General features: G+C 59.7%; 10 protein-coding genes. 7 read left to right on the top strand and 3 right to left on the bottom strand.

The annotated features are described in order from the left end of the window. The first annotated feature begins 24 nt into the window (after positions 1–24). Complete coding sequence (locus ABJ99_RS03145; protein WP_007248113.1) at positions 25–1,221, top strand: class I SAM-dependent rRNA methyltransferase; 1,197 nt, start codon at positions 25–27, stop codon at positions 1,219–1,221. A gap of 89 nt (positions 1,222–1,310) precedes the next feature. On the opposite strand, the gene ABJ99_RS03140 is transcribed toward ABJ99_RS03145, so the two are convergent. Further along, positions 1,311–2,057, bottom strand: a complete 747-nt coding sequence (locus ABJ99_RS03140) for a TraX family protein (protein ID WP_054084568.1) — start codon at positions 2,055–2,057, stop codon at positions 1,311–1,313. Positions 2,058–2,157: 100 nt separating this feature from the next. Between ABJ99_RS03140 and ABJ99_RS03135 the strand changes: the two genes are divergently transcribed. The 6 genes from ABJ99_RS03135 (at position 2,158) to msrA (ending at position 11,256) form a co-directional block, all read left to right on the top strand. Beyond that, positions 2,158–3,198: a threonine aldolase family protein gene (locus tag ABJ99_RS03135; RefSeq protein ID WP_054084567.1), complete on the top strand. Its 1,041-nt coding sequence runs from the start codon at positions 2,158–2,160 to the stop codon at positions 3,196–3,198. A 127-nt stretch (positions 3,199–3,325) separates the two neighbouring features. After that, positions 3,326–4,768 carry a TldD/PmbA family protein gene (locus ABJ99_RS03130; protein ID WP_054084566.1) on the top strand — a complete coding sequence of 481 codons (1,443 nt, stop codon included), beginning with the start codon at positions 3,326–3,328 and terminating at the stop codon, positions 4,766–4,768. Further along, positions 4,768–6,093, top strand: a complete 1,326-nt coding sequence (locus ABJ99_RS03125) for a TldD/PmbA family protein (RefSeq protein ID WP_054084565.1) — start codon at positions 4,768–4,770, stop codon at positions 6,091–6,093. The genes ABJ99_RS03130 and ABJ99_RS03125 overlap by 1 nt, the downstream gene beginning before the upstream one ends. 9 nt (positions 6,094–6,102) lie before the next feature. After that, entirely contained in the window at positions 6,103–7,515 is a 1,413-nt protein-coding gene (mdtD, locus tag ABJ99_RS03120; protein WP_054084564.1) for a multidrug transporter subunit MdtD, read from the top strand. A 252-nt stretch (positions 7,516–7,767) separates the two neighbouring features. Then, positions 7,768–10,461 (top strand): sensor domain-containing phosphodiesterase, encoded by a 2,694-nt coding sequence (locus ABJ99_RS03115; protein WP_054084563.1) that lies wholly within the window; start codon positions 7,768–7,770, stop codon positions 10,459–10,461. A 147-nt stretch (positions 10,462–10,608) separates the two neighbouring features. Next, positions 10,609–11,256, top strand: a complete 648-nt coding sequence (msrA, locus tag ABJ99_RS03110) for a peptide-methionine (S)-S-oxide reductase MsrA (protein WP_054084562.1) — start codon at positions 10,609–10,611, stop codon at positions 11,254–11,256. Between the two features lie 283 nt (positions 11,257–11,539). On the opposite strand, the gene ABJ99_RS03105 is transcribed toward msrA, so the two are convergent. Together ABJ99_RS03105 and ABJ99_RS03100 are read right to left on the bottom strand one after the other, a co-directional pair. Next, positions 11,540–12,322, bottom strand: coding sequence for a MetQ/NlpA family ABC transporter substrate-binding protein (locus ABJ99_RS03105; protein WP_054084561.1), 783 nt, complete (start codon positions 12,320–12,322; stop codon positions 11,540–11,542). A gap of 170 nt (positions 12,323–12,492) precedes the next feature. Continuing rightward, positions 12,493–13,443: a sigma 54-interacting transcriptional regulator gene (locus ABJ99_RS03100; protein ID WP_054084560.1), complete on the bottom strand. Its 951-nt coding sequence runs from the start codon at positions 13,441–13,443 to the stop codon at positions 12,493–12,495. Positions 13,444–13,462: the final 19 nt, after the last annotated feature.

Genomic DNA, 13,462 nt, shown 5'->3' with positions numbered 1-13,462 from the left:
CGCTCTTTTTTCAGGAGCGACGTCATGTCCCTGCCTAGCTTGCGCCTCAAAGCCAACGCCGACCGCCGCCTGCGCGCCGGTCACCTGTGGGTCTACAGCAACGAGATCGACGTAGCCGCCACGCCACTGAATGGTTTTGCGGCCGGCGATCAGGCACTGCTGGAAGCCGCTGGCGGCAAACCGCTGGGCATCGTCGCCATGAGCCCCAACAACCTGATCTGCGCCCGCCTGCTGTCGCGCGACATCAAACTGCCGCTCGACAAGTCGCTGCTCGTTCATCGCATCAATGTCGCGCTGTCACTGCGCGAGCGTCTGTTCGACAAGCCGTTCTATCGCCTGGTGTTCGGCGATTCCGACCTGCTGCCGGGTCTGGTGGTCGATCGTTTCGGTGACATCCTGGTGGTCCAACTGGCGTCGGCCACCATGGAAAACCACAAGGAAGACATCGTCGCGGCGCTGGTTCAGGTCATCAAGCCCAGCGGCATCCTGTTCAAGAACGACTCGGCAGCTCGCGACGCCGAAGGCCTGAATCGTTACGTCGAGACTGTATTCGGCCTGGTGCCGGAATGGGTCGCGCTGGAAGAGAACGGCGTGAAGTTCGAAGCGCCGGTCATGGCCGGGCAGAAGACTGGCTGGTTTTATGACCACCGCATGAACCGCGCGCGTCTGGCACCGTATGTCAAAGGCAAGCGCGTGCTTGACCTCTACAGCTACATCGGTGGCTGGGGCATTCAGGCAGCTGCATTCGGTGCCGCCGACGTGACCTGCGTCGATGCCTCGTCTTTCGCCCTCGATGGCGTGGAGCGCAATGCGGCGTTGAACGGTTTTGCCGAAAAAATGACCTGCATCGAAGGCGACGTGTTCGAAGCCCTGAAGGAGCTAAAGGCCGGTGAAGAGCGTTTCGACGTAATCGTGGCCGACCCGCCGGCGTTCATCAAGCGCAAGAAAGACATGAAGAACGGCGAAGGCGCCTATCGTCGCCTGAACGAACAGGCCATGCGCCTGCTGTCCAAGGATGGCATTCTGGTCAGCGCTTCGTGCTCGATGCACCTGCCGGAAGACGACCTGCAGAACATCCTCCTGACCAGCGCCCGCCACCTGGACCGCAATATCCAGCTGCTGGAACGCGGCAGCCAGGGCCCGGACCACCCCGTCCACCCGGCGATTGCCGAAACGCGCTACATCAAAAGCATCACCTGCCGTTTGCTGCCCAATAGCTGATACCGGAAGGGCTGCTCTGCGTCGCAAAGAGGACGCGGAGCGTCCAGAACGGCATGCCGACGCAGAGCGTCGCACGATAGTTGCGGCTGTCAAACCCGCCCCACCACTGCCCGCACTCCCAGCAACAGCAGAAAATGCAGCGGGTAGATCGCGTAGGCCCAGCGCCGCATCGGGATCACTGAGAAAACCGGTTTACTGCGCAGCAATGTCATGCCCAGCGCGGGTGCCAGCAAGCACGCAACTATCGACCCCAAAGAAATCGGATCGCCCCAGCTCGCGCCGGCAAACATCTGCGGCCAGGCGTTGCCTGCCAGACAGAAAATGGCCGGAAAAAACGAATACCAAAGGCGCTTTTGCAGCACCAGCACAAAGACCAGCGGCAACAGCACACCGGCAAATCCGAACATCAGGTATTTCTGAAACATCGCCGTCAACAACAGTGCAACGATGGCCATGACTCGAGTGGTCGGGTTGCGCTGTTGCCAGCCCTGCGCAATCACCAGTCCCAGCAACAAGGTCGGCATCACGTTCAGCACCGTCGCATCGGCCATGAACAGCCGATACGGAATCTCCGCCAGCCCGGCAAACGCCAGTAACCAGCCCAGATAACGCCATTGCACGCGCGGGGCCACAATCGCCGCACTGCGCCGCGACAGATTCACCGCAATCGCCAGGCAGAACCAGGGAAAGGCAAAACGCCCCGGCACGTATAGAAAATCAACCGACCAGCCCACATAACGCAGATGATCGAGCACCATGCTCAGCATCGCCAGCCACTTGAGCAGGTCCAGCGCCTTGTTGCGTGCCGGCAGAAAAGGCGGGTTGGAAAGATCCATATCACTCCTGATCGGTTCAGTCAGTCATGCAGCCAACACATGACCGCACCCCGTATTGTCGCTAAAGTGCGCAGCCTAATAGGTCCACAAGGAATCGGCCATGACAGACCAAAGCCAACAGTTCGCCAGTGACAACTATTCCGGTATCTGCCCAGAAGCCTGGGCCGCCATGGAACAGGCGAACAAGGGCCATCAGCGTGCCTACGGCGACGATCAGTGGACTGCGCGTGCTTCAGATGATTTCCGCCGTTTGTTCGAAACCGATTGCGAAGTGTTTTTTGCCTTCAATGGTACGGCGGCCAACTCGCTCGCCCTGTCTTCGCTGTGCCAGAGTTATCACAGTGTCATCTGTTCGGAAACGGCCCACGTCGAAACCGATGAGTGTGGCGCGCCGGAGTTTTTCTCCAACGGCTCGAAACTGCTGACGGCCCGCAGCGCTGGCGGCAAGCTGACCCCGGAATCGATCCGGGAAGTGGCGCTAAAGCGTCAGGACATCCACTACCCCAAACCTCGCGTCGTGACACTGACCCAAGCCACCGAGGTGGGCGGCGTCTATCAGCCGCAAGAGCTCAAGGCGATCAGCGCCACCTGCAAGGAACTGGGCCTGCATCTGCACATGGATGGCGCGCGATTCTCCAATGCCTGCGCGTTCCTGGACGCTTCCCCGGCCGAGCTGACCTGGAAATCGGGTGTCGATGTGCTGTGTTTTGGCGGCACCAAAAACGGCATGGCGGTGGGTGAGGCGATCCTGTTTTTCGACCATGACCTGGCCGAGGATTTCGACTACCGCTGCAAGCAGGCCGGGCAACTGGCGTCGAAAATGCGCTTCCTGTCTGCGCCCTGGGTCGGGCTGCTGGAGAACGACGCGTGGCTCAAGCACGCACGCCATGCCAACCGCTGCGCGCAATTGCTGGCTGAGCTGGTCAAGGACATTCCGGGCGTGGAACTGATGTTCCCGGTGCAGGCCAACGGTGTGTTTCTGCAACTGTCGGAACCGGCCATCGCGGCGTTGACGGGCAGAGGCTGGCGCTTCTACACCTTCATCGGCAATGGCGGCGCACGCTTCATGTGTTCGTGGGACACCGAAGAAGAGCGCGTGCGTGAACTCGCCGCGGATATCCGGCTAGTGATGCAGGGCTGATGCGTCTGGCTCAAAGCTTGCAGGTGCAGTCTGGCAATCCTGGAGGGTAATCTCCCTCGCAAAGGCAATCGGCTCAAAAGGCCGTCCGGACTTCACCGACCACCCCCTCAAGAAGGAGCTTGTCTGCATGTTCGATTTCTCCGCCCGGCTCAAGCAGCACTTCGCGGCCCTGCACAGTGAGGCGCAATTCTTTTCCGTACGTTACGTGCGTCGCACCGGCCAACGGCTGTGCGTGCGCAAAAACGTGGCCGAACCGCCATCGCTGAGCAGCGACGAAGGCGCAATGCTGACCGTGCGCCTGAACGGCGTCGAGGCCTACGCTGCCACCAACGATATTTCCCGCCAGGGTTTGCAAGCGGCCCTGCAAAAGGCCGAGGCACTGGCCCGGCGTCTGGCACCGCATGCCTTGCTGGACCTGAGCACGCAAGCCGTGTCGACCGCCAGGGCTGATTACCAGTCACCGAACATGGATCAAGCTTTCCCGCCGCTGAGCGACTGCATCGGCCTGCTGATGGCTGAGTCCAGCGCAGTCCCGAAAGACGAGCGCCTGGTCAACTGGCAAGCCACGCTGGGGCTGGAAACCGTCGAACAGATCTACTTCAACAGCGCGGGCGCCGAGCTTCGTCAGGCACAGCGTTTTGTATTTCCCGGCATGAGCGTGACCGCCTACGACGGCCGCGACAGCCAGACGCGCAACCTCGGCGGTGACAATTTCGGCCAACAGGGCGGCCTCGAAGTGCTGAGCAATTGCGGGCTGATCGGCTCTGCCGCACGCGTGGCCGATGAGGCCTTGCAGTTGATCCTCGCACCCAATACGCCTTCCGGCCCGCGCGATCTGTTGTTGATGCCGGACCAGATGGTCCTGCAGATTCACGAGTCCATCGGCCACCCGCTGGAACTGGACCGCATTCTCGGTGACGAGCGTAATTACGCTGGCACCAGCTTCGTCAAGACGTCGGATTTTGGCACGCTGCAATACGGCTCCAGCCTGCTCAACGTGACCTTCGACCCGGAGATTCCCGAACAACTGGCCAGTTACGCGCACGATGACGACGGCACCCCGGCGAACAAGCAGTTTCTGATTCGCGAAGGCCTGCTGCTGCGTCCGCTTGGCGGCGCGCTGTCGCAATACCGCAGCGGCCTGGACGGCGTGGCCAACAGCCGCGCCTGTGGCTGGAATCGCGCGCCCATCGATCGCATGGCCAACCTGAATATCGAGCCTGGCGATCAGTCGATGGAGAGCCTGATCGGCACTATCGAGCACGGCATTCTGATGTCGAGTAATCGCTCGTGGTCCATCGACGATGCGCGAAACAAGTTCCAGTTTGGCTGTGAATGGGGCCAGTTGATCGAAAACGGCGAGCTCAAGGGCGTGGTGAAGAACCCCAACTATCGGGCGATTTCTGCGCAATTCTGGAAAAACCTCAGCGCCGTTGGCGATGCGAGCACCTTCAAAGTGCTGGGCACCCCCAACTGCGGCAAGGGTGAGCCAAACCAGGTGATCCGGGTCGGCCACGCCTCCCCGGCGTGTGTGTTTGCCAATGTCGATGTATTCGGAGGGGACGCCTGATGTCGCACCAACAGCAATTCGAGGCGCTGGTCGCCATGCTCAGGGCGGCGCTCAGCCCGACCGAACAGTTCACCCTGGCCTACGACGCCGAAGCGTCGGATTTCATCCGTTTCAACCACGGTCAGGTCCGGCAGGCCGGTTGCGTGCAGCAGGTGATCCTGACCTTCAAGCTGATTGACGACGGACGTCATGCCAATCTGGAAGTGACACTGTCCGGCGATACCGAAACCGACACCAGGCGCCTGACCGAGGCCTTGCAGCAGTTGCGCGACACGCTGCCATCGTTGTCGAAAGACCCGTATCTGCTGCCCAACACCCAGGCCTGGCAGAGCAGCAACGTGCAAGACCTGCCGCTGCCGGACAGCGCCCAGGTCGTGGAGCTGATCAGCGCATTGGCTCAAGGTCTCGATCTGGTGGGCTTTTATGCGGCAGGCCCGTTGTATCGCGGTTTTGCCAGCTCGTGGGGCGCACTGGGCTGGCATCAGGCCAACAGCTTCAATTTCGACTGGAGCCTGTTTCATGAAAACGGCCAGGCGGTGAAAGCCAATTACGCCGGTCACGACTGGAGCAACGAGGCCTTCGTGCGTCGCTTCGAACAGGCACGCGAGCAACTGGAGTTTCTCGGTCGCCCGCTGCATGTGCTCGAACCGGGGCAGTACCGTGCCTACCTGGCTCCGGCGGCAATGGACGAAGTGATCGGCATGCTCACCTGGGGCGGGTTTTCCGCTCAGGCGCTGGCCAGCAAACGCAGCCCGCTGCAACGGCTGTATGACGGCGACACGCCGTTCAGCCCCATGGTCAGCATCGACGAGCAGGTCACCGGCTCGCTCTCGCCTGCGTTCTCGCGCGAAGGCTACCCGCGCAAGGATCTGGCGCTGATCGGCAACGGGCAAGCCCGCGAGCGGCTGGTGGATTCGAGCAGCGCAGCCGAATATGGCTTGCCCGCCAACGGCGCGGATTATGGCGAAGGGCCCAGCGCCCTGAGCATGGCCGGGGGTTCGCTGGAACTGGATCAGATCCTTGAAAAGCTCGGCACCGGTCTTTACATCAGCAACCTGTGGTACTTGAACTTCTCGGACCGCGCCGCCGCACGTCTGACCGGCATGACACGCTTTGCAACTTTCTGGGTCGAAGATGGCCAGATCGTCGCGCCGGTCAGCACCATGCGCTTCGATGACAGCGCCTACAGCCTGCTGGGCAGTGCGCTGGAAGACCTGACCCGCGAGCGGGAGCTGATCCTGCAATCAAGCACCTACAGCCAGCGTCAGACCGGCTCTACCCACTTGCCCGGCGCGCTGATCAGTCGAATCACCTTCACGTTATAGCAGGAGCCTATGTCGAACTCAGCGGCGCCCATCACGGACGATAAAACCCTGCGCTGGATGCCCTGGGTTATCGCAATCGCGTTCTTCATGCAAAGCCTGGACGGCACGATCCTCAACACGGCCCTGCCGTCCATGGCCCTTTCGCTGGCAGAAGACCCGCTGCGCATGCAGTCGGTGGTCATCGCCTACATGCTGACCATCGCGCTGCTGATTCCGGCGTCGGGCTGGATTGCCGACCGTTTCGGAATCAAACGGATTTTCTTCAGCGCGATTCTGCTGTTCAGTTTCGGCTCGCTGCTGTGCGCGCTGTCTCATTCACTGAGCGTACTGGTCGCAGCACGGATTGTTCAGGGGCTTGGCGGCGCGCTGATGGTGCCGATCGGGCGCCTGATTGTGCTGCGCGCCTACCCGCGATCGGAGCTGATGCGGATCATGGGCTTCATCACCATACCCGGTTTGCTTGGCCCGCTACTGGGTCCGACGCTGGGCGGCTGGATGGTTGAGTACCTGAGCTGGCACTGGATTTTTCTGATCAACATTCCAGTCGGAATTCTGGGCTGTTACGCGGTCAAGCATTTCATTCCAGATCTGCCTGGCGGAGGCCGAACGCATTTCGACGGCGTCGGTTTCATCCTGTTTGGCGCCGCGATGGTGCTGATCACTATCGCGCTGGAAGGTCTGGGCGAGCTGCACCTGCCGCACATGCGCGTGGTGCTGCTGTTATTCGCCGGAATGGGTTGCCTGGCAGCCTACTGGCTACGCGCCGGTCATATCGAATCTCCGCTGTTCGCCCCTTCACTGTTCCGCACCCGCACGTTCGCGGTCGGCATCATGGGCAACCTGTTCGCCCGCCTGGGCAGCGGCGCTCTGCCGTTTCTGGTGCCTTTGCTGCTGCAAGTGGCGCTGGGTTACTCGCCGTCCCAGGCGGGGATGAGCATGCTGCCGCTGGCGGCAGCCGGCATGTTCGCCAAAACCGTGGCACGCTGGCTGATCGAACATCTGGGGTATCGCTTAATTCTTACCGGCAATACGCTTTTGCTGGGTATCCTGCTGGCCAGTCTGGCGCTGGTCGATATGCAAACCCCTTACTGGGTCTTGCTGATGCAACTGGGCCTGCTCGGCGCTGTGAATTCGTTGCAATTCACGGCCATGAATACCGTCACCCTGATCGATCTCGATGACGCCAGCGCCGCCAGCGGCAACAGCCTGCTGTCGGTGGTCGCCCAACTGTCCCTGAGTCTCGGGGTGGCGAGCGCGGCCGCCTTGTTGGGCGGTTTCAGCGAAGACGTTGCCGCAGGCGAGGTCAGCAGCGTGCTGGGGGCATTCCAGCTGACATTCCTTAGCGTAGGCGTGCTCGCTATGTTCGCCGCCGGTATTTTCCTGCAGTTGCCTGAAAAGGAGGCCAAAACAGCAAAAATCTGAAGCCTGAGGCCAGGCTTCGGCCACCAGAAGGTGTTCACCATCAGCGCATGAAAAAAGCGCTTTTAACCCCGAAAACACTGCGCTTTAGGTAACCGACCAGATACATTGAAGAAGTAAGATAACTGGCCGACACATTTATAGCACTAAGCCATCGTGGTCTCTTGTAAGCACGGCCTGCATGATGCAACCTTGCCATACGCGAAAAGAGGGTTCACGCCCGTCGCGACTAGTATTCGGGAAGCGAGTTTGTTCATGAAAAGCCAAACCGATGCTGCCGGTAGAACCGCAGCCGAGGTAGTGACGCAATTGCCAGTGCCCTCGCGCCTGGGAATGCTGCGTTTCGAGAGGCTGAATGAAGCCAATTGGGCGCTATTGTTCCTCGATCCAAATTGCGAAAAGCAGTTCGGACTGCCCGCCGTTGACCTTTGCGCCTTGATTGGATCCCCTTATGCCAGTCTCATGGAGCCGGAAGTACGCTATCAATTACACGACAACGTTCAACTGCAACTGTCATCATCGCCGAATTACCTGATTCGCTACACCCTGCATACGCCCAAAGGTCCGCTGGGCCTGCTGGAAATAGGCGAAGCCTACAAGCAGCACAACCGTCACTTGCTGCGCGGCTATTTCATGATCGTCGACGAGCAAGTCATCGAAAGCGAGCAACCTGTCGATTCCGATCTGGAAACCCGCAACTCCCGATTGCAGATTGCACTGGAGCTCAATCAGCGTGCCCAGCGTGACCAGTTCGCACACCTTGAGCGGGTGCGCGCCCAGCAGGACCTGATCCTGCGCCTGACCCGGCATCGCTACACCACCGCCAACACCCTGCTTGAGGCGGCACAGCTGATCACCCGAAGCGCCTGCGATATCTACGATGTCGACCATGTCAGTCTCTGGAACCTGAACGACAAGCGCCTGGAACCGATTACTGACTATGACCGGGAGAGCGGTGATTATCGGACGCGCACGCCGATCGATATCAGTCCTTATCCATCGTATCTCCAGGCCTTGCACACCAGCAGAGCCATTGACGCTGGCAATATCCAGACTGACCCGCGCACCCGGGAAATGGCCGAAAGCCTGACCCCTCTGGAAAACCGTGCCGTGCTGGACGCCAGCATTCGTATCGACGGGCAGGTGGTGGGCGTGCTGTGCCTGGAACAGACCGGCTCGACACGTGAATGGCAGTCCGACGAGATCGCCTTCGCTGGCGAACTGGCTGACCAGTTCGCGCAGGTGATCAACAACCACAACCGTCGGGCCGCGACCAACGCGCTGCATCTGTTCCAGCGTGCGGTCGAACAGAGTGCCAACGCGTTTCTGCTGGTCAACTGTGATGGCGTGGTCGAGTACGTGAACCCCAGCTTCACGGCCATCACTCAATACAGTTCCGAGGAGGTTTCCGGGCGTAAACTCTCGGAATTGCCGGCACTGGAAAATCTCAATCAGTTGCTTCTGGAAGCCAATTCCAGCCTGACCACCAGCAACAGCTGGCAGGGCGAATTCAAAAGCCGCCGCAAGAACCTCGAACCCTATTGGGGCCAGCTGTCGATATCCAAGGTCTACAGCGACACACGCGAGCTGACGCACTACATCGGCATTTACGAAGACATCACCGAGAGCAAACTGGCTCAGCAGCGCATCGAGCGTCTGGCTTACACCGACAACCTGACCAACCTCGGCAATCGGCCGGCGTTCATCCGCAATCTGGACGAACGCTTTGCCCGCGACACTGACACACCGATGAGCCTGCTGCTGGTCGACATCGACAACTTCAAGCGCATCAACGACAGCCTGGGTCACCAGACCGGCGACAAACTGCTGATCAGCCTTGCGCGCCGCCTGCGCAACACGCTGAGCCCGACCGATGTACTGGCGCGCTTCGCCAGTAACGAATTTGCCGTGCTGCTGGACAATACCGGTCAGGAAGCCGGGCAGACGACTGCCGCCGAGGTTCTGGCGACGCTGGACAAGCCGATGTTCGTCGATAACCAGTTGATCAGCGTTACGGGCTCGGTGGGCCTGGCGTGCGCTCCATTGCATGGCCGCGACCCGCAGACCCTGATGAAAAACGCCGGGCTGGCGCTGCACAAGGCCAAAGCCAACGGCAAGCATCAGGTTCAAGTGTTCACCGAAGCACTGAATGCCGAAGCCAGCTACAAGCTGTTCGTCGAAAACAACCTGCGCCGCGCCCTGACCCAGAACGAGCTGGAGGTGTTCTACCAGCCGAAACTGTGCCTGCTGACCGGACGCCTGCTGGGCATGGAGGCGCTGCTGCGCTGGAATCATCCCGAAAAAGGCATGATTCGACCGGATCAGTTCATCAGCGTGGCGGAAGAAACCGGGCTGATCATTCCTATCGGCAAATGGGTCGCCCGCCAGTCGTGCCGCATGAGCAAGGATCTGACTGCTGCGGGCTTCGGTCATCTGCAAGTGGCGATCAACGTCTCGCCCAAGCAGTTCTCCGACCCGGAGCTGGTGTCGTCGATTGCCGCAATTCTCCGAGAAGAAGCGCTCGATCCCTCGCTGCTGGAGCTGGAACTGACCGAAGGCCTGCTGCTGGAAGCGACCGAAGACACCCGCCAGCAGCTCGACTCACTGAAGAAACTGGGCCTGTCTCTGGCCATGGATGACTTCGGCACCGGCTATTCGTCGTTCAGTTACCTGAAGAAATTCCCCATCGATGTGATCAAGATCGATCGCAGCTTCATCCGCGATATTCCGGATGATGAAGACGATATGGAAATCACCTCGGCGGTCATCGCCATGGCTCACAACCTCAAGCTCAAAGTGGTTGCCGAAGGCATCGAAACCGCCGCCCAGCTGGCGTTTCTGCGTCGCCATCGTTGCGATGTCGGCCAGGGTTACCTGTTCGACAAGCCAATCCCCGGCGAAGAGCTGATCGAAAAACTGCAACGTTACCCTCGTCGGCCGTCCGCCTGACCAGCTTCCCTGCACCTTGCTCACTCGGGCACACTGTTAATCTGTTTTTACACGGCAGCCCTTGTTTCTACGTGTAACGGGACCTATGTAACTCTATTCATCCGTCCCGGGCTTGCTGCCTGTCTCTAAATAGAGAGGATACGGTTCATGACTCTGCGCTCGGAAATTCTAGTGAACAAAAACGTACTGCCTACTGCCGAACAAGCTCTGCCGGGGCGTGAAACACCTATGGCGCTGCCGGAAACTCACTTCGTCAACGGCAATCCGCTGCTGGGTCCGTTCTCGAGTAACGTCGAATTCGCCATCTTCGGAATGGGTTGCTTCTGGGGCGCAGAACGTCGCCTGTGGCAACAGGAAGGTGTCGTGAGCACCGTAGCGGGTTACGCGGGCGGGTTTACGCCGAACCCGACCTATGAGGAAGTCTGCTCTGGCCTGACCGGGCACACCGAAGTGGTGCTGGTCGTCTACGAGCCTGAGAAAATCAGTTATGAATCACTCCTCAAAGTGTTCTGGGAAGCGCACAACCCGACCCAGGGCATGCGTCAGGGCAACGATATCGGTACTCAATACCGCTCGGTGATCTATTGCACAACACCTGAGCAGCTCGCCACCGCCAAGGCCAGTGCCGAGGCATTCCAGGCTGAACTGAGCAAGGTGGGTCTGGGCGAAATCACCACTGAAGTCGAGGAAGCGCCGACGGTGTACTTCGCTGAGGCATACCACCAGCAATACCTGGCCAAGAACCCGCAGGGCTACTGCGGCCTGAAAGGCACAGGGGTTTGCGTGCCGGCGTGAGGTGACGGGTTGGCATGCCGTTCTGGACGCTCTGCGTCCGGTCTTGACGTTGGAATGCGTCGTTTGAACGACCGTCTTCGCGGATAAGTCCGCTCCCACTGGAGCGGGAGGTCGCGCTCATGAGGCTTGTGTATAGCTTTGAATGCTGGAGCGGGAGGAATGATCACGAGGCTTGTGAACTATTGTGCGACGCTCCACGTCGGCATGCCGTTCTGGACGCTCTGCGTCCGGTCTTGAATAACGGCCCCGCATCGACACATGGGGCCGCTCTTCAATCCAGTAATCAGAACGCGGGCAATACGGCGCCTTCGTACTTCTTGTTGATGAAGTCTTTGACTTGCTGGCTGGTCAGCGCTTTCGAAAGTTTCTCGATGGCATCGGTGTGGGCGTTGTCTTCGCGAGTGACGAGGAAGTTCACGTAGGGCGAATCCGGGCCTTCGATGATCAGCGCGTCTTTCTTCGGATTGAGCTTGGCTTCCAGCGCGTAGTTGGTGTTGATCAGAGCGAGGTCAACCTGGCCCAAAGCACGTGGCAATACAGCCGATTCCAGTTCGCGGAACTTGAAGTTATGCGGGTTGGCAGCAATGTCCTTTGGCGTGGACAAGGCATTGTTCTTGTCCTTGAGTGTGATCAGACCGTTCTTGTCCAGCAGGATCAGCGCACGACCTGCGTTGCTGCCTTCGTTTGGAATGGCGATGGTTGCGCCTTCAGGCAGATCTTTCACGCTCTTGTACTTCTTGGAATAGCCACCAAACGGTTCGACGTGCACGCCAACACCCGTCACCAGGTTGGTGCCCTTGCCCTTGTTGAAGCCATCCAGATACGGCTTGGTCTGGAAGTAGTTGGCGTCCAGACGCTTCTCGCTCAACTGGACGTTAGGCTGCACGTAGTCCGTGAAGACCTTGATTTCCAGGTCGACACCTTCTTTGGCCAGGGTTGGCTTGATCAGCTCAAGGATTTCCGCATGGGGCACAGGCGTCGCGCCGACCACCAGCTTTTCGCCTGCGTGTGCCAGGCCAATCGAGAACGCAGCCGCCAGAGCGGTCATCAGAAACGTCTTTTTCATGCGGTGTCCTTAAGGAAAATCCGACCGCGTCATCCGGAAATGACGCCTTATTATTCAATGATTTGCGGCAGACTGATCGACTGCGGCAACATCATGCTGACATTACCTAGTTTTTATATTCCGAGAAAATACTTTTTAATCGAGTAGTTATATCTTTTTGTCTCAAACCGTCACGCAGGGCTTTGCTCCAGCTGCGACGTCACGCTTTCCAGCAATTGCCGTAGCGCAGACAGCTGCTCGCGATCCCCGCGGCTGATCAATACCTTTGCCTGGCGCTCGATCAGGGTCAGCGGGCTGGCGATGTCCGGCAGGTTGATGTGTTCGGCCTGGATCTCGTCGCCACTGCTGACCAGCAGCGCAAAATGAATGACGTTTTCCAGTTCTCGGGTGTTGCCCGGCCAGCTATGAGCCTCAAGTACGCGCTGCGCAGACTCGCTGATCAGCTGCACCGGCAGGTTCAAACGCTGGCTGTAAATGCCGACAAAATACTCGGCCAGCGGCAGGATGTTACCCGGTTGCTCGCGAAGCGCAGGCAGATCGAGCCGTCCTTCGCTCAGGTAGTGATAAAGCCGCTCATGGAATTTGCCGGCGGCCACTGCCTGCGCCAGATCGATGCTGGTGGCAGCGACCAGGCGCACGTCGACCGGGCTGGGTTGGTGCGCACCGACCCGGGTGACTTCGTGATTTTCCAGCGCGGCGAGCAGCTTGACCTGAATCGGCAGCGGCAAGTCACCAATCTCATCGAGGTACAACGTGCCGCCATTCGCTGAACCAAACCAGCCTGCCCGGCTGCTGACCGTGCCGCTGTGGGCACCCGCCGCGTAGCCGAACAGCTCGGCATCCGCGTAAGTCGGGCTGATCGCCCCGCAGTTCACCGACACGAACAAACCCGCGCGATCACTGCCGCGATGGATGTGCCGCGCCAGCAACTCCTTGCCGGTCCCGGACTCGCCACGGATAAGAACCGGCAATGAACGCGGCGCCAGCTGCTCCATTTCCTCGCGCAACCGACGTGAGCGTGGATCAATGAACACCAGTGCCTTGGCGCGAATGCTGAGGGGGCTTTTTTCCGCATCGGGGAAGGTCAGCAGCGGCTGACCGAAGGTTTCTTGAAGGCTCATGACACACTCCCGCCTGAGC

The organism is Pseudomonas syringae pv. cilantro (assembly GCF_001293775.1).
Classification (GTDB): domain Bacteria; phylum Pseudomonadota; class Gammaproteobacteria; order Pseudomonadales; family Pseudomonadaceae; genus Aquipseudomonas; species Aquipseudomonas syringae_P.
This window is presented reverse-complemented; position numbering and strand designations above follow the sequence as displayed.

What these genes read in the sequence shown, in the direction of transcription:
- ABJ99_RS03145 (WP_007248113.1), top strand. Translation starts at nt 25, where the DNA reads ATGTCCCTGCCTAGCTTGCGCCTCAAAGCCAACGCCGACCGCCGCCTG.
- ABJ99_RS03135 (WP_054084567.1), top strand. Translation starts at nt 2,158, where the DNA reads ATGACAGACCAAAGCCAACAGTTCGCCAGTGACAACTATTCCGGTATC.
- mdtD (WP_054084564.1), top strand. Translation starts at nt 6,103, where the DNA reads ATGTCGAACTCAGCGGCGCCCATCACGGACGATAAAACCCTGCGCTGG.
- ABJ99_RS03130 (WP_054084566.1), top strand. Translation starts at nt 3,326, where the DNA reads ATGTTCGATTTCTCCGCCCGGCTCAAGCAGCACTTCGCGGCCCTGCAC.
- ABJ99_RS03100 (WP_054084560.1), bottom strand. Translation starts at nt 13,443, where the DNA reads ATGAGCCTTCAAGAAACCTTCGGTCAGCCGCTGCTGACCTTCCCCGAT.
- ABJ99_RS03140 (WP_054084568.1), bottom strand. Translation starts at nt 2,057, where the DNA reads ATGGATCTTTCCAACCCGCCTTTTCTGCCGGCACGCAACAAGGCGCTG.
- ABJ99_RS03125 (WP_054084565.1), top strand. Translation starts at nt 4,768, where the DNA reads ATGTCGCACCAACAGCAATTCGAGGCGCTGGTCGCCATGCTCAGGGCG.
- ABJ99_RS03115 (WP_054084563.1), top strand. Translation starts at nt 7,768, where the DNA reads ATGAAAAGCCAAACCGATGCTGCCGGTAGAACCGCAGCCGAGGTAGTG.
- msrA (WP_054084562.1), top strand. Translation starts at nt 10,609, where the DNA reads ATGACTCTGCGCTCGGAAATTCTAGTGAACAAAAACGTACTGCCTACT.
- ABJ99_RS03105 (WP_054084561.1), bottom strand. Translation starts at nt 12,322, where the DNA reads ATGAAAAAGACGTTTCTGATGACCGCTCTGGCGGCTGCGTTCTCGATT.